This window comes from Halobellus sp. GM3 (assembly GCF_052545375.1).
Genome location: NZ_JBQWLT010000002.1, coordinates 81,738 through 97,478, shown reverse-complemented (window position 1 = coordinate 97,478; position 15,741 = coordinate 81,738). Strand labels below are relative to the sequence as shown.

The 15,741-nt window shown below is 65.1% G+C and carries 17 protein-coding genes; 9 read left to right on the top strand and 8 right to left on the bottom strand.

Annotation, left to right across the window (positions count from 1 at the left end; all coding sequences use genetic code 11):
- Window positions 1-97 precede the first annotated feature (97 nt).
- Both ACT3HL_RS03275 and ACT3HL_RS03270 read left to right on the top strand, forming a co-directional pair.
- Window positions 98-673 (top strand): DUF7342 family protein, encoded by a 576-nt coding sequence (locus ACT3HL_RS03275; RefSeq protein ID WP_445085383.1) that lies wholly within the window; start codon window positions 98-100, stop codon window positions 671-673.
- Window positions 670-1,137 carry a hypothetical protein gene (locus ACT3HL_RS03270; RefSeq protein ID WP_445085382.1) on the top strand — a complete coding sequence of 156 codons (468 nt, stop codon included), beginning with the start codon at window positions 670-672 and terminating at the stop codon, window positions 1,135-1,137. Before ACT3HL_RS03275 ends, ACT3HL_RS03270 begins: the two co-directional genes overlap by 4 nt.
- Before the next feature lie 12 nt (window positions 1,138-1,149).
- Here ACT3HL_RS03270 and ACT3HL_RS03265 read toward each other — a convergent pair whose 3' ends face one another.
- From ACT3HL_RS03265 to ACT3HL_RS03240, 6 genes are all read right to left on the bottom strand, one after another.
- Window positions 1,150-1,587, bottom strand: a complete 438-nt coding sequence (locus ACT3HL_RS03265) for a CBS domain-containing protein (protein WP_445085381.1) — start codon at window positions 1,585-1,587, stop codon at window positions 1,150-1,152.
- Between the two features lie 67 nt (window positions 1,588-1,654).
- The gene (locus ACT3HL_RS03260) at window positions 1,655-2,086 is read right to left on the bottom strand and encodes a PIN domain-containing protein (protein WP_445085380.1); all 432 of its coding nucleotides are present in this window, start codon (window positions 2,084-2,086) and stop codon (window positions 1,655-1,657) included.
- Window positions 2,083-2,358: a hypothetical protein gene (locus ACT3HL_RS03255; protein ID WP_445085379.1), complete on the bottom strand. Its 276-nt coding sequence runs from the start codon at window positions 2,356-2,358 to the stop codon at window positions 2,083-2,085. The genes ACT3HL_RS03260 and ACT3HL_RS03255 overlap by 4 nt, the downstream gene beginning before the upstream one ends.
- Window positions 2,359-2,443: 85 nt before the next feature.
- Window positions 2,444-3,313, bottom strand: a complete 870-nt coding sequence (sucD, locus tag ACT3HL_RS03250; RefSeq protein ID WP_445085378.1) for a succinate--CoA ligase subunit alpha — start codon at window positions 3,311-3,313, stop codon at window positions 2,444-2,446.
- A complete protein-coding gene (gene sucC / locus ACT3HL_RS03245) occupies window positions 3,310-4,455 on the bottom strand; it encodes an ADP-forming succinate--CoA ligase subunit beta (RefSeq protein WP_445085377.1) in 1,146 nt (381 codons plus the stop codon). Before sucC ends, sucD begins: the two co-directional genes overlap by 4 nt.
- 157 nt (window positions 4,456-4,612) lie before the next feature.
- On the bottom strand, window positions 4,613-7,216 hold the full coding sequence (locus ACT3HL_RS03240) for a carboxypeptidase regulatory-like domain-containing protein (RefSeq protein ID WP_445085376.1): 2,604 nt from the start codon (window positions 7,214-7,216) through the stop codon (window positions 4,613-4,615).
- 684 nt (window positions 7,217-7,900) lie between these two features.
- Here ACT3HL_RS03240 and ACT3HL_RS03235 point away from each other — a divergent pair.
- The 6 genes from ACT3HL_RS03235 to ACT3HL_RS03210 all read left to right on the top strand — a co-directional run bounded on the left by ACT3HL_RS03235 (window position 7,901) and on the right by ACT3HL_RS03210 (window position 12,453).
- A complete protein-coding gene (locus ACT3HL_RS03235) occupies window positions 7,901-8,857 on the top strand; it encodes an alcohol dehydrogenase catalytic domain-containing protein (RefSeq protein WP_445085375.1) in 957 nt (318 codons plus the stop codon).
- 199 nt (window positions 8,858-9,056) lie between these two features.
- Window positions 9,057-9,341 carry an AbrB/MazE/SpoVT family DNA-binding domain-containing protein gene (locus tag ACT3HL_RS03230; RefSeq protein WP_445085374.1) on the top strand — a complete coding sequence of 95 codons (285 nt, stop codon included), beginning with the start codon at window positions 9,057-9,059 and terminating at the stop codon, window positions 9,339-9,341.
- Window positions 9,334-9,801 carry a hypothetical protein gene (locus ACT3HL_RS03225; protein WP_445085373.1) on the top strand — a complete coding sequence of 156 codons (468 nt, stop codon included), beginning with the start codon at window positions 9,334-9,336 and terminating at the stop codon, window positions 9,799-9,801. Before ACT3HL_RS03230 ends, ACT3HL_RS03225 begins: the two co-directional genes overlap by 8 nt.
- 168 nt (window positions 9,802-9,969) lie before the next feature.
- The gene (locus ACT3HL_RS03220) at window positions 9,970-11,343 is read left to right on the top strand and encodes a sodium-dependent transporter (RefSeq protein ID WP_445085372.1); all 1,374 of its coding nucleotides are present in this window, start codon (window positions 9,970-9,972) and stop codon (window positions 11,341-11,343) included.
- 266 nt (window positions 11,344-11,609) lie between these two features.
- Window positions 11,610-12,212 (top strand): hypothetical protein, encoded by a 603-nt coding sequence (locus ACT3HL_RS03215; RefSeq protein WP_445085371.1) that lies wholly within the window; start codon window positions 11,610-11,612, stop codon window positions 12,210-12,212.
- Window positions 12,190-12,453 (top strand): hypothetical protein, encoded by a 264-nt coding sequence (locus ACT3HL_RS03210; RefSeq protein ID WP_445085370.1) that lies wholly within the window; start codon window positions 12,190-12,192, stop codon window positions 12,451-12,453. The genes ACT3HL_RS03215 and ACT3HL_RS03210 overlap by 23 nt, the downstream gene beginning before the upstream one ends.
- A gap of 64 nt (window positions 12,454-12,517) precedes the next feature.
- On the opposite strand, the gene ACT3HL_RS03205 is transcribed toward ACT3HL_RS03210, so the two are convergent.
- Entirely contained in the window at window positions 12,518-13,153 is a 636-nt protein-coding gene (locus tag ACT3HL_RS03205; protein WP_445085369.1) for an NAD-binding protein, read from the bottom strand.
- Between the two features lie 63 nt (window positions 13,154-13,216).
- A complete protein-coding gene (locus ACT3HL_RS03200; RefSeq protein ID WP_445085368.1) occupies window positions 13,217-14,134 on the bottom strand; it encodes an alpha/beta fold hydrolase in 918 nt (305 codons plus the stop codon).
- Between the two features lie 170 nt (window positions 14,135-14,304).
- On the opposite strand from ACT3HL_RS03200, the gene ACT3HL_RS03195 reads away from it, so the two are divergent.
- Complete coding sequence (locus ACT3HL_RS03195; protein ID WP_445085367.1) at window positions 14,305-15,738, top strand: sodium-dependent transporter; 1,434 nt, start codon at window positions 14,305-14,307, stop codon at window positions 15,736-15,738.
- Window positions 15,739-15,741: the final 3 nt, after the last annotated feature.

Here is a 15,741-nt window from a genome sequence, read left to right as displayed (position 1 = left end):
TCGACGCTGATGACGGTTCCGAAGGTCGGCTGCGTGGCCAATAAAACAATATAGTAGTCCACAGATTATTATACTAATCCGACGTACAGAGTTCATAATGCCCGATAACTCGGACGGCTCCCACGACGTGAACGAGCACGTCAGCGAGGAGTGGGTGAACGACACGACGCCGTTCGAACGCGTGTACGCGGTCGTCCAGCGAACCTACGATCCGCAGTCCACCGCAGCCATCAGCGACCGCGCCCGCGTCTCCCCGACGACCGCGCGCAAACACCTCCGGACACTCGTCGACGCCGGCGAGGTCGTGACGGATCAAAGCGGTGAGGCGACGCGCTATCGGCGGTCCGAAACGGCAATCGTCACCGAACACGCCCAACAGCTCCTCTCGGAGCGCTCGACCGGGGAAATCGCCGAGGGAATCGCGGCGATGAAATCGAAGGTGAGATCCTGGCGTGAGGAGTACGGCGTCGAGACGCCGGAGGAGTTCGCTCGCGAACTCGGCGTCGCCGACGCGGACACGGAGCACGGCGACGTCCTCACCGAGTGGCAAACGACTCGTCGCAACCTAGCGCTCGCGCAGGCCGCCCTCGCCATCGGAGAGGCCTCCCGCACAGGTCGCCTCCTCGGTGGCGACCGTGACGAGGGCGAAAGCGGTTCGTCCGTCGTCGTATGAGCGGCCGGGGCGAATCAGGGACCGAACGCCCCGAGGGGTTCGGTCCGATAGACGCCGGGGCGTTGCGCGAGATACGAGATCTGTTCGTCGAGTCGGAACCGCTCGTCGAGAATGCGGAGTTAGTCGATCCGCTGAATCCACAGACGCTCTCGATCGAGTTCTCCGACGGCGTCGGTGACGCGACGACGGCGCGCCTCGACGTTCGATGGAGCGTCAGCGGACACTACGCGTTCCATCACACCGACGACGCGACGCAGAACTTCCGATTCGACCGCCACCCGAAACCCGACGCTCCGACGCACCACTTCCATCCGCCGCCGGATGCGCCGAGTCGACCCGTCGAGAGATCGTGCATCGAGGTCACGGAACTCCCGCTCGTCGCGCGGGCGGTCCTCCAGCGCTGGCGCGACGCCTACGACCGCGGAACGGTACGCCGACTCAACGACGCGGTGGATCCACCGTAGGGCGCGTCGCTCTCACCGCACGTCCTCGCGCGTGAGCCAGTCGTACTCGGCGTCCGCGTGCCTGCGTTCGTCCTCTCGAATGGCCGCGAAGTTGGCGATCAGATCGGTCGTCGAGACGACGCCGACCACGTCGAGGCCGTCGACGACGACGAGCCGGTGGACGTCGTTCTTCCGCATCTGCTGGGCCGCGTGGCGGACGGACGCCGAGGGACCGGTCGTGACCAGCGGCGCGCTCGCCGCTTTCCTGACGGGAATCTCCGACAACGGGTCGTCAGTTCGGTACGCCGCGTCGAGCACGTCGCTCTCGGTGACGATGCCGCCCGGCGCGCCGTCGTCGGTGACGACCGCGCTGCCGACTCCGGCCTCCAGCATCCGACCGACGGCGTCGGCGAGCGAGGCCTCGACGTCCACGGTGACCACCGACGACGAGCTGATTTCGCTGACGCGCATTGTCTCCTTGTCACGGTCTCACAATAAAGGAGTTCGGGACGGAAGAGCCCGAAAAGGATGTATCAACTCACACGACTTCCGGGTCAGTCCGCTGGACGATACCATCGAAGTCGTCGTCGAAACTCAACACTCGGTCAATGCTGTGGCGTTCGGTAAGCGCGATCGTCGTCGCATCCGTAAAGCTCAGACGCTGATCGTCGTACCGTTCGAATACCGCCACCGCGTCGTCGAAGACGGTCGCCGAGACGTGAAGCATCTCGTAGACCGCCGGGTACCCCCTGACCCCTCGGAGCCGATCGCTCAGGTGTTTGGCGGACGAGAAGGACCCCGTCCTTCTGCGAGCGAGCGTGATCGCCTCGTCGAACACGTAGTCGCTGATGTACGGATGTCCCATCTCCCCATCGTAAACCGCTTCGAGCGCCGCAGCGGCCGAGTCGTGTCTCGTCGCGTCCGTGTCGTGGTCGGCATACAGGACACCTGTGTCGACGAGCACGGTCATCCGTACAGAATCTCGTCGACGTCTCCCTCGTCGGTTTCGACGCCCGAACTGATCCGACCCTCGCGCATCGCTTCTTTCTCCGCTGCAGAGAGCGGTACGGTGGTCTCGCGGAAGGAGTCGATGACCGCTTCGCGCGATTCGTAGGCGTCGTCTATCAACCGCGTCAGGAGCTCCTGCTGCGTGACTTTCTCGCCCGTCCGAAGGCGAATCTCGGCCTGGAGCTCTTCGAGCCGGGATTTTGCGCTCTCATCGACCTTCACTGCAGTAGCCATAGTTGTATCTCGACCGCCGTGGCAGTAAACGTTTCCACCAAGTAAACTATTCCACAGTCGATGAAAAACAGACGCAACGGGAAGGCTACAGGAAGCCTTCGATGTGGTCGGCGACCTCGTTCGGCGTGTCGCCGACGGGGACGCCGGCGTCGTTGAGGGCGTCGATCTTCGATTCTGCGGTTCCCGTTCCGGACCCGGAGACGATCGCGCCCGCGTGGCCCATCCGCTTGCCCGGCGGCGCGGTGCGGCCGGCGATGAAGCCCGCGACGGGCGTGTCCATGTTCTCCGCGATGTACTTCGCGGCCTGCTCTTCGTCCTCGCCGCCGATCTCCCCGCACATCGCGACCGCGTGCGTGTCGGGGTCGGCCTCGAAGGCTTCGAGCGCGTCGATGAACGACGTCCCGATGATCGGGTCGCCGCCGATGCCGATCGCGGTGGTCTGGCCGATCCCTCTCTCGGTCAGATTCGAGACGACCTGATACGTCAGCGTCCCCGAGCGGGAGACGAGACCGACGTTGCCCGACTCGAAGATGTTCCCGGGGAGGATGCCCAGTTTCGCCTCGCCGGGCGTGATGATCCCGGGGCAGTTCGGCCCGAGGAGGCGGGTGTCGGTCTCCGAGAGGCGCTTGTTGACCTTCGCCATGTCCTGCGTCGGGATGCCCTCGGTGATGGCGACGACGAGATCGAGGTCGGTGTCGAGCGCCTCGAAGACGGCGTCCGCAGCGAACGCCGGCGGGACGAAGATCACGGAGGCGTCCGCGTCCTCGGCCTCGACGGCCCCGTCGACGGTGTCGTAGACGGGGACACCGGCGACCTTCTGGCCGCCCTTTCCGGGCACCGCACCCGCGACGACGTTCGTGCCGTACTCGATCATCTGCTCGGTATGGAACTTCCCTTCCCCACCGGTGATTCCCTGTACCACAACGCGCGTGTCGTCGTCGACGAAGATGCTCATTGGCTTGCCTCCTGTGCGTTCTCGACCGCTCGCTGAACCGCGTCCTCGAGGGTCGCCTCGACGTCGACGAGGTCGGTGTCGAGGATCTCCATTCCCTCTTCCGCGTTGGTGCCGGCGAGGCGGACGACGACCTTCTTCGGGATCTCGTCGAACTCGCCGAGCGCCTCGTTGATTCCCTTCGCGACCTCGTCGCCGCGGGTGATGCCGCCGAAGATGTTGAAGACGACGGCGTCGACGTTGTCGTCGGAGAAGACCATGTCCAGCGCGTTCACGACGCGCTCGGCCTTCGCGCCGCCGCCGATGTCGAGGAAGTTCGCGGGCGCGCCGCCGTAGTAATCGACGAGGTCGAGCGTCGTCATCACGAGCCCGGCGCCGTTGCCGATGATCCCGACGTTGCCCGAGAGGCGGACGTAGTCGAAGCCGTACTCGTTGGCCTTTCGCTCGAGGTCGTCGGCGGCCGCCTCGTCCTCCATCTCCGCGAGGTCGGGCTGACGGAACAGCGCGTCCTCGTCGATGTTCATCACGGCGTCCGCGGCGACGACCTCTCGGTCCGCGGTGACCATCACGGGGTTGATCTCGACCTCGGAGGCGTCCTTGGATTCATAGAGGTCATAGAGCGTCGAGAGGATCGACGCGACGTCGCCGGCGACGTCGCCGGGGATGCCCGCGTCGTAAACGGCTTTTCGCGCCTGGTAGGGATGCAGGCCGAACGCCGGGTCGATGTGCTCGCGGGCGATCGCCTCGGGCGTCTCCTCGGCGACGGACTCGATGTCGACGCCGCCCTCCGTCGAGACCATCGCGACGGGCTCGCCCTCGCCGCGGTCCATCGTGATGCCGACGTAGAGCTCGTTCTCGAAGTCGACGCCCTCCTCGACGAGGACTTTCTCGACCGTGTACCCCTTCAGGTCCATTCCGAGGATGTCGTCGGCGTACTCCCGGGCCTCGTCCTCGGTGGTCGCGATCTTGATTCCGCCGGCCTTGCCGCGGCCGCCGACGTGTACCTGTGCTTTGATCGCCGCCGGGAACCCGATCTCCGAGACGGCCTCGACGACCTCCTCGACGGTGGTCGCGAGGTGCGACTCGGGCACCGGAATGCCGGCGTCGGCGAAGACGTCCTTCGCCTGGTATTCGTGTAAGCGCATCGTCCGAATGAGGGGTTCGCGCCTGCATAAAGCCCGTCGATATCGTTTCCTCGACGGCGGGGGTCGACAGCGACGCCGACCGCAACGTGATCGATTCGGGGCGCGAAACTATCGGTGGCTGACGGTGTGACTTACCGCCGACGGCTGACGGTGCGAACTACCGGCGGCGGCCGACGAGCAATCCAGATCCTAACAGCGCGAGAACGGCCGCACCGACGCCCATCCCCGGCATCGGTTGGCTCGTCTGTCCGCCGAAGGCGGTCGTCTTCCGGTCAGTCACGCGCGAGTCCGTCGGCGTCGGGCTGTCGCTTCCGGCGTCGTCGCCGGACGCCGCGGTCGGTGTCGCCGTCTCGACCACCGTCGGCGTCGGTGAATCCGTCGGGGCAGGCGTCGCAGTCGGCGTCGGGGTGTCGTCGCTGCTGTCACTGTCGCTGCCCGAACTGCTCGGCCCGTCGCTCTGCGGGTTGGCCTGGACTTCGACGTAGCCGGCGGAGTAGTTGATGTTCTCGAGTCGGATGCGCGCGCCGCCAGCTGTCTCAGTCACGGTGAAATCGCGGCTCGATCCCTTATACAGCGCTTGCAGCTCTGTCTCCGGGTCGTCGACGCCCCACTCGTCGAGCAGCGCGTCCGGAATCGTCGCTTGGTAGAACCCGGTGTGCTCCTCGCCGTCGACGGTCGTCGACGGGCCGGCGATCCAGATACGCAGGCTCTCGTCTTTCACTGCCGGCGTCGAGAACCGCTGGGCGTTCGTCGTTACGCTCACGCCGCGCAACGTCTCGCGAACCTCGCCGGGAACGTTCGCGAGATCGAATATGCCGATGTAAACCGTCTTGTTGAATCCCTCGTCCGCGCGGTCCTTACGCTCTGTCGGCCACTGAACGTCTCCCGGATCTTTGAATAGCAGCGGACCGACACTGGTTCCGCTGGACCGGGTCGCCTGAAGCGTCACCGGCTTACCGGTGATTGTGACGTCGGTCCCGTTGGTCACGGTTTCGTTCTCGGTGGTCGAGTAGTGGGCGTCGTCGAGGCCCCACAGCAGCGAGTCCGCGCTGAAGTTCGTGACCGTGACGGTGATGTTGAACTCCGTGTCATCACTCACGCCCATCGACTCCAGTTCCTGCGGTGCGCCCACGCTGCTGCCGGGAGTCTGGCTCTCGTTGACCAGCTGAATCTGGAGGAGGCCGCTGGACACCTGCGCTCGGACACCGAGTTCCGCTTCGCTGCCGGGGCCGCTCTCGATCGCGACCGACTTGGCGACAACCTCGGTTTTGACGAGGGTGAAGTCGGCGGTCGAGACGCTGCCGGTCGTCGCATCAACCGTCTTCGATTCGGCGTCCTGACCGCTAGCGAACACCGAGGTCGTGTACTCGCCCGGTGCGACGGTGATGTTGTAGTGGCCCGTCGCGTTGGTCATATTGAAGTACTGACCGTCATCGGAGTCGGCCAGGATGGGGACGTTCGGGACGCCGCCGCTGGAGTTCGTCACGCGGCCGGTGACGTAGGCCCTCTCGGGAACGACGAGTTCGACGTCGGTCGGCTCGCCCGCGGTGACCGATACGCCGGTCTCCCGCTCTGCCGGGCGGCCGCTCGGATTAGTGCTCACCCGATAGACCCCTTCCGGCACCCGGAGCGTGAAGTACCCGCTCCCGTTTGTCATCGTGGAGTTGTAGTACCTGTAGCTGGAGTCGCCCGCCGACACGCGCTCGCCGGTGATCGGCGTCCCGTCAGCGGTGACGACTCTGCCGGTGACGGTCCCCGAAGCGGGCTTCTCGGTTACCGTGAGTCCGCTGACCGTCTCTTGATCCGAGCTAACCGTGAGGTTGGCCGTGAGCTCGAACTCGTAGTCGTCGTTGTCGTAGGCGACGAGGTCGTACTGCCCCGGTTTCAGTCGGAACGAGAACGACCCGTCGGGGGCAGTCGTAGTACCCCGTCCGTCGCTCGTGCCGCGCTCGTCTGCGATGAGGTTGATCCCGCCGACGCCGTTTCCGCCCTGATCCGTGACCGTCCCGTTCAGGTACCCCTTCTTCGTCAGCGTGAAGTCCTGCACCGAGGTGGATCCCTGCGAAACCGTCACGTTCACCGCATCAACGGCGTACGCGGTCGCACTGGGTTCGATCCTGTACTTGTCGGGAACGAATCGGAACGAGTAGTTCCCGCTAGCATCCGTCTGGGTCGACGTAATGTACTCGTCCGTCGTGGCGTTGAACGCCATCACGGACACGCCGGACATCTCTGTCGACGAGTTCGTTACAGTCCCGTTGATATCGCCGCCCGCTTCGATGGTGAACGACTCCGATTTCGAACCGAACGTCTCCGTCGAGTTGTTCAGTTCGATTGAGGCGGTGTGCGTCGTCGCTGTCGACGGGTTCCGAACGTTGATCGCGGTGAAGTTGACGCGATCGCCCTCCGAGACGACGACAGGCGAACCGAGTGTCAGGTTGGCCTTCGTACCGCTCTCGAACGACATCGACTTGACCGTCACCGTGCTCTGATTGGCGGTTACTCCCTGAACGTAGATCCCGGGATCGGTAAGGTCGGCTCCAGTGCCAGTGTAGTTCACGATCAAGTGCTCGAGCGTGCCGTTCGCTCCCGACGGGAGCGTCGCGTTCCACTCGTGGTCCGCTTCGGCGCTGTCCGCCGGGTTGTCGACGGCGATACCCCCCGGCGACGCCGCAGCGGCGCCCCCCGAGAGAACCCCCACAGCGAGCAGTGCGATCACGACGAAAACGAGTATGATGTGTTCCCTGTCAGCTAGATGCATACACGCCGATTAAGGGGGTGCTAAATAATTCTAGCTAATACAAACTACTTCTGACCATCCGGACCTAGCAATCGGCAGTCGGAGCGATGAGGACCCCGTGACGGAGCACAACCGCAGGTTGACATCCTCCTCCGCCTGAAGGCGGAGGAATCCCGAGCGGTGGGAGTTTCAGGTTTGCAACCATCGATGCCGCCACTTTACGGGAGTCCGCATCTAACCCAGTCGTCGTGGTCGGTGGCTGGTTAGCCGTGCCAAGCGGCTGTTACTCCTATCCTCAGCGTCGTTGACTCCCATCTGTTGTGTTTGCCAGCAGGGAATCGCTGACACGTCGCCGGACTCGGAGGTATCGTGGGCTTGCTCGACCGACGGGCACAAGACGAATCCTTCGAGGATTCGCGTTCATCGCATCGGTGTTTCGGATACTGTCTCATTAAGTGGCGGGCTGGCCGCCTCCGAAGGTCGTTCGGAATCCACTCCGTTCCGACCTGACCTTACCGACGTATAGCGGTTCTTGGTACTTCAACGCATGGATTGGAAACTCGGCTCTGCAATTTGTCGGTGAATTGTGTCCCTGAGTGACGGCGCGTATCCACGGCCTGAACGCCGTGGTATTGCGCCTGCCCCGCATAGAAGGCGAGCACCGTTCCTCCGATTTTATCACGCCGCTTCTCCAACCACCGGCTGATGCGCGCAGTCAGATTCCACGAGCACGGCGGTCCCGAGGTACTGACGGTCGACGAGGTCGACGACCCCCAACCCGGCCACGGCGAGGTCCTCCTCGACGTGGCGGCCGCCGCGGTGAACCCGGTAGACACGTACTTCCGGGAGGGCGAGTACCCCGTCCCGCACCTCCCCTTCATCGGCGGTTCGGACGTCGCCGGCACCGTCGCCGCCGTCGGCGGGGGCGTCGACGCCTTCGCCGTCGGCGACCGCGTGTTCGGGACCGGATTAGGAAACGGGCGGCCCGGATCGTACGCCGAGGCGGTGAGCGCACCCGCGGACCTCCTCGCACGCCTCCCCGAGGCGGTCGACTTCGAGACCGCCGCGGCGGTCGCGCTCGTCGGGACGACCGCGTGGCAGGCGCTCGTCCACCACGCCGCGGTCGAACCCGCCGAGACGGTGCTCGTCCACGGCGGGAGCGGCGGCGTCGGCCACGTCGCGATCCAGCTCGCGGAGACGACGGGCGCGCGCGTCCACGCGACCGCCTCGCCCGACGACGCCGCGGACCTCGAGGCGCTCGGCGCGAGCGAGGTCTTCGACTACACCCGCGCGGACCTCGAAGAGGCCGTCGTCGACGCCGGCGGCGCGGACGTCGTCGTCGACCTGCATATGGACCGGTATCTCCAGTTCAACGCGAACGTCGCGAACGCCGGCGCGCGCGTGATCGGCATCGGCAACGACACGGCCGAAGGCGGCTTCGACGACATCGGGATCACGAAGGGCAAGGAGATCCGCTATCAGTTCATGTCGATGTACAACGCCGACGACGTCGGCGCGGTGCTCGCCCGCCTCGCTGACCTCTGCGCCCGCGACGAAGTCGCGCCCGTGATTCACGAGACCTACGACCTCGATGAGACGGCCGAGGCGCAGCGCGCGGTGCTGGAAGACAGCTTCGTCGGAAAGTTGGTCGTCACGCCGTAGGTGGTTCGCGTCATCGACTAGCGTCGATACGCTTCGAATTTGTTCACGTGCACTGTAGTAAGTGGTCCACAGTGGCGATAGTAGCGTTTGCAACTAATTGCGCATCCGATCGCACGCAGTCGTGCGATCGAGTGAGCGAAGACTTGCAAACGCTACTATAGGCAACACGATTATATCCCGTCCCACTGTAGGTGGGAATATGGCGAAAGTGGATTCCAAAGGGCGAATCGTCCTCCCACAGCGCGTCCGGGAGCGACTCGGAATCGAGCCCGGGACCGAGGTGGAGGTCCACGAGAAAGACGGGAAGGCCGTCGTCGAACCCGAAGACGATCCACGAGAGATTGTCGAGCGGATGGAAGAGCTCATCGCAGAGACATCACCAGCAAGCGAAGAGACCCGACCACTTGACACAGATGTCGATCCGGTCGCCCGGAAACACAGAGAGACTGTTCGAAGCGGTGCAGAGCGAGACGCCGATGAGTGAGCGGAATGGTCCGTATCTCTTCGACGTCGGAGTGATCGCACTCGCCCATACGGACGCTCCAGTTCGCGATGCTGCACTAGAATACGTCCGAGCGGGCATCGTTGGTGAGATCGATGCGGTCGTTCCATATCCTGCAGTAATCGGGGCTCACAACGTCTTGACGACGTACTACGGACGCTCAAACGAGGAGGCGTCTCGGCTTTTGCAGAATTTCTTGGACGCAAACCGAATCCATTGGCACGACGAAATCACCCGTACTGTCGTCCGGGACGCGTTTTCTCGAGCCAGCGATGCAAACGTCGAGGGATGGGACAGCTACTACGCGGAGGTCGCGATCGACGAGGGTGTGTCCACTGTGTTGACGATCGACGACGACGTCGAGCGATTCGACGCGTTCGATACCGAGACCGTACTCTCGCCCGACCAATTCCGCGAACTGAACCAGTATCTCAGTCAGTGACCTCGGCGGGGACGTCGAGGCGTTGCTGGTCGATATAGAGACAGCGTGGGCCACAATCATCGAATGTACAGAACTATTCTCTCTGAATCTCTTGTGTACAATTGTTGTGCAGTATACGCACGATTATCGCATGTCTTATCACTTCTCGACTGAGTAGATGCAGAAAGAATGAGTCAACGAGAGACGTGGGCGACGCGCGCGGGGTTCATCCTCGCCGCCGTCGGCTCGGCGGTCGGACTCGGGAACATCTGGCAGTTCCCCTTCAAGACCTCCGAGTACGGCGGGGCGACGTTCCTCGTGGTCTACCTCGTCGCCGCGCTGGGTATCGGCCTCCCGGCGATGCTCGCGGAGTTCGTCATCGGGCGGAAGAGCAACCTCAACGCCATCAGCGCCTTCGAGAAACTGGGGCACAGAAGCTGGAAGTGGGTGGGTGTCCTCGGTGTGGGCATCGGCTTCTGGATCCTGTCGTACTACAGCGTCGTCGGCGGATGGGTGCTGCGATACATCGGCGGGAGCGCCACCGGCGCGTACTTCGCCGACCCCGCCAGCTACTTCGGACAGGTCTCCGCCGGCCTCGACGCGCTCGCGCTCCACGCGCTGTTCATGATCTTCGTCGTCGCGATCGTCGCCGGCGGGATCGAGGAAGGGATCGAGCGGGCGACGAAGCTCATGGTGCCGAGCATCGTCGTCATCCTCGGCGTCCTCGCCGTCTGGGTGTTCACGCTCCCCGGCGCGACACCGGGGTACAGCTACTTCCTCTCACCGGACCTCTCACAACTCAGTCTGAGCGTGTCCTTCGATCCGCTTCCCTCATTCAGCGGGCCGCTCACGGAGGTCATCCCCTTCGCGGTGAGCCAGGCGTTCTTCTCGCTGTCGCTCGGGATGGGCGCGATGATCACCTACGCGTCCTACGTCGGCGACGATCAGAGCCTCTTCGGCGACAGCATCACGGTCGTCGTGTTCAACAGCGCGGTCGGCGTCCTCGCCGGCCTCGTCGTGATCCCGCTGCTGTTCGTCCAGGGCGTCGAACCCGGCTCCGGCGGCGCGGGCGCGCTGTTCGTCAGCCTCGCGACGGCGTTCGCCGAGCTTCCGGCCGGCCGCCTCGTCGGCGCCGTCTTCTTCGCGGTCGTCCTCATCGCGGCGCTCTCCTCGGCGATCAGCCTGCTCGAGGTCGTCGTCTCCTACGCCGTCGACCACTACGGCGCGCGGCGGCCGCAGATCGCCACGGCACTCGGCGGGCTCATCTTCCTGCTCGGCGTCCCCTCGGCGTGGGACACCGCGTGGCTGACGTGGTTCGACACGCTCGCCTACCAGCTCCTGCTCCCGCTGTCGGTGCTCGGCGTCCTCCTGTTCATCGGCTGGGTGTACGGCCGCCCGGCCGTCGAGGAAGTCCTCGCGGGCTCCGGGCTGGGTTCGGGCGTCGGCATGACGTGGCTGTGGCTCGTCCGGACGATCGTCGTCCTCGCCGTGCTCCTCACCCTGTATCTGGGGATCCAGACGCTGTTCTTCGCCGAGAACCCCGCGATCATTCCGCCGTTGTAGGACCGACTTCGGTCGGTTTTATAGAGAATACCCTCGGTGAAAGAACCGTTGGGGAGGCGTGCGCCTTGAGCATCCGCGAGCGAACGAAGTGAGCGAGCGGTTCATCGACGGAGCCGTCGAAGACGGCGGAGTCGGGGTTTTTAGTCCAGATTCTTCGAGGAGCGGTTCCCGCAGCGAACGGAGTGAGCGAGGAAACCCGACGATGAAAAAGGTGGCTGAACATACCACTTCCAACGATTTATGCGGCCACCTGTCCACGAACAGCTATGGGCGGTATCGAGCTACGGGGGGGAACACTCACCGTCGAGCGTGAGCCGAATCGGCTCGACGAGCTGGCGATTGGGTTCTCCGAAATCCTCGATCAGTTTGACATCGAACACGTCTACATCGCAGGGTACGTCTCCATACTCGCCGGACGAGCACGATCCACCGAAGACGTCGACGTCCTCATCGAACAGATCGACGAGGAGACCGCAGACGAACTCGCAGAGACGCTTACGGAGAGCGGGTTCTGGGGACCGGCGATGCCTCTCACGTCGATGTATGAGATGCTCGACAATGGCGATAACATCTGGGTCGCCCCGGAAGACCAGATCACACCGCATCTCGAAGTTAAATTCGCACGTGATGAGTTCGATCACGCATCCCTCGAAAAGGCTATCGCGGCTAGAATCGGCGATGAAACGCTCCCGATTGGACCGCTAGAGCTTCAAATCGGATACAAGCTCCACCTCGGTGCACAAAAAGACATCGAGGATGCGGTTCACCTCTACACCCTTTTCGAGGAAAGTCTTAGTGTGGCCCGCCTCGAAGAGTGGGTAACGCGACTCGACGTCAAAGACGAATATGAGCGACTCAAACGCGCCTGAACACCTCGAGACGAAGCACGAGCGCAACCGAGAGCAACGCATCGAGGGCATCAAGCGCTGGGTCGAGTACATCAGATCCGAGCCCACCGAGACGTGGGGACCACAGCAGAACGCGGTCGTCAACGACCAACTCGATGCAGCCCAGAGCGTACAGATGTCGGCGTCCCATCGGCAACGCGTAAGGGACGTAGCGGCCGAGATCCTCGATGCGAACGACAGCTCCGAAGACGATTCGGAGTAGACGTCCCTCTGCTGTACTATCCGAATCGAGACCGTACGCACTGATAGACGAATCCCGGCAGACGTCACTCACCGCGACACTGCGCGATGACCTCGCCCACGACGTCGCGGTCGGCCGCGATGAGGTAGCGACGACCGTTCACCAGTCTCGTGGAGTGCTGAACGGCGACGTGGCCGCCGGACTCAGCGATCACGACGGAGCCCTCCGGAAGCGCCTCGGCGACGACTGCTCCCGCGGCCGGCGCGTCGTAGTCGATTCTGACGTCGAGGACCTCGAGTTCGCCGGTGACTTCCTCTAAGGTTCGAACGTCGCTCCCGGCGAGCGCGTTGACGGCCGCGCGGACGCTGGCGCGCTCGGGGAAGTACACCTCGTCGACGTACGCCTCGTACTCGTCGCCGGCCCGGTCCTCGATGCGGGCGACGGTACGGATCCCGGTCGCGTACCGCTTTGCCGCCATACAGATCACGAGGTTCGTGTCCTCCTTGTCAGTGAGCGCGCCGACGACACCCGTCCGGTCGGTGATGGCCGCTTCGAGCACCGACGGTTTCGTCGCATCGCCCTGAATGACCTCGACCCCGTCGCCCTCGACGTCCCCGTCCGGTTCGGGGTCCACCACGGTGACTGCTCGTCCCCGGTCGGCGAAGTGCTGGGCCACCCGTACACCGACCCGACCGCTCCCGGCGATCACGACGTGGTCCATATTAATCACGTTTGATCATTATAGTAATAGATCATAAGCCTGCCCCCGGCCAGTTTCTGGTATTCAAAAGCGTCCGGCGCGGCCGTCGTCAGCGGACGACCGTTGCACCCCCAGCACGTCGTCGACGCTCCGAAGGAGCGTGCCGAGGTGGTCGGCCCCCTCGAGCACGCGGAGATCAGCGGACGGCAACCGGTCCCGGAGCCGCCTGACGCCGTCAATCGGGACGTTCGTGTCGTCGTCTCCGTGCCAGAGACGGACGTCGGCGTCGACTTCCTCGAAGTCGATCCCCCATTCCGCCGCCGTGAGCCGGAATTCGGTGACGACACCGGCACGGGTGCGTGCGAACGCTTCGAGGAAATCGTCCCTCACGACGGACGCGACGGCGTCGGGGACGGCTTCGTCCCCACCGGTCGTGTACTGTGCGACGACGAAGGAGGGGTCAAGCCGCCGCGCGAGGACCGCCTGTCCCCTGAGCAGTCCCGCGAGGAGTGACGGCGCCCGCGTCGCCAGTCCCGAGAGCAACCGCTGGACGATCGGGAGGTCGTCGGTCGATCCCGGCGGAGCCACGCCGGCGACGCTGTCGACCCGCCGCACCCGCTCCGGACACGTCGCCGCCGCGGCGAGCGCGAACGGACTCCCGCCGGAGAACGCGATAATCCCGGCTCGCTCGACGCCCGCGTCGTCGAGGAGCGCGCGGACGAGCGGTCCCGCCTCACGCACCCCAGACAGCGGCCGGGGCGATGATCGTCCGTACCCCGGTCGGTCGGGTGCCAGTATTCGAACGCCGCGCTCTCGCGCGTCCGCGTGAAAGAGCGCCCCGAGTCGGCGTGATCCGGGGGTTCCGTGGAGGAACACGACCGGCGTTCCGTCGGGGTCGCCGTACGTCGCGTACGCGATCTGCCGGCCGTCTGCGGCGGTCGTCGTCGACGGTTCGGGGCTCGGAGGCGACTCGAACGGCGAAATGGAGGGCTGGTCCGACATCACGCCGTGGGATGGACCGCGCCGACGAAAGTCTGGCGGGTTCCGCCGGAGCAGAATCCGCGTCACCACGTTGCCGAAGTCGACGCTTCACTCGGTGAAGATGTCAGTCTTCGCCGACTGTAGATTCCGGTCCGAAAGCGACTTACTCGAAAGCGGTGGACTGAGAACCAATGGCACGTGAGACGTGGGCGACACGGGCGGGGTTCATTCTCGCCGCCGCGGGATCGGCGGTCGGGCTCGGGAACATCTGGCGGTTCCCGTGGGTGACCGCGGACAACGGCGGCAGCGCGTTCCTCCTCGTGTATCTCGGCATCGTTCTGGTCGTCGGTGTCCCCGGGCTCCTCGGGGAGTTCGTCGTCGGCCGGCGCGGGAAGAAGAGTCCGGTCGGCGCGCTCCGGGACCTCTCGGGGTCGCGGGCGTGGGGCGCGTGGGGCGCCTTCTACGTCGTCACCGCGATCGCGCTGATCTCCTTTTACAGCGTCGTCGGCGGGTGGATTCTGCGGTACTTCGCCGAGAGCGCGCTCGGAATCGTCGGCGGTGCGCCGGCCTACTTCGCCGCGCCCGGCGAGTACTTCGGCGGCGCCGCCGCCGGCCTCGACGCGCTCGGCTTCCACCTGCTCTTTCTGGGGCTGACCGCCGTCGTCGTCTACGCGGGCGTTCGCCGCGGCATCGAAGTCGGGACGAAAGTGATGATGCCCGCGGTGCTCGCGCTGCTCATCGGGCTCGCCGTCTGGGCGGGGACGCGATCCGGCGCGGCCGAGGCGTACGCCTTCTACCTCCGATTCGACCTGGCGACGGTCCGCGCGAACTTCTTCGACGTCCTCGGCCCGGCGGCCGGGCAGGCGCTCTTCACGCTCTCTCTCGGCGCGGGGACGATGATCACGTACGCCTCCTACATCGACGAGGACCGGTCGCTCCCCTTCGACGGGACGGTCATCGCCGTCCTCAACACGCTCGTCGGCGTCCTCGCCGGTCTGGTGGTGTTCCCGCTGCTCTTCTCACTCGGCGTGGACCCCTCCCAGACCGCTCCCGGCCCCGGGGCGCTGTTCGTCGGTCTCGCGGGCGCGTTCGCGCAGCTCCCCGCGGGCGCGCTCGTCGCGACGGCCTTCTTCGGCGTCGTCGTCCTCGCGGCGCTGTCGTCGTCGATCAGTATGCTCGAGATCCCCGTCTCCTTCCTCGTCGACGAGTACGGCCTCTCGCGCCCCCGGGCCGTCGCGCTCGTCACCGCCGCGGTGGTCGTGACCGGCGGGATCTGTGCGATCAACCCCACCGTCGCGGGCGTCGGCGTGTTCGGGTTCGTCGCGGGCCCCCTCGTCGACACGCTCCTGACGGCCGGTCTCACAGCGGTGCTCGTCTTCGTCGGCTGGGTGCTCGGCCGCGACGCGGTCGCGGAGCTTCGATCCGGGGCAGGCGGTCTGGCGGCGTCGCTCGCGACGCCGTGGCTCCTCACCGCCGGCGTGGTGCTACCCGTCTTCCTCGTTTTCACGCTCCTGACGAACGTCGGCGTCGACGCCGGCCTCGGCTTCTGGCCGACGGCGCTCCTCGCCGTCGTCGTCGGGGCGGCGGCGTTTCTCGGCGTTCGGACCGAGCGCTCGCTGGTGTAGGGC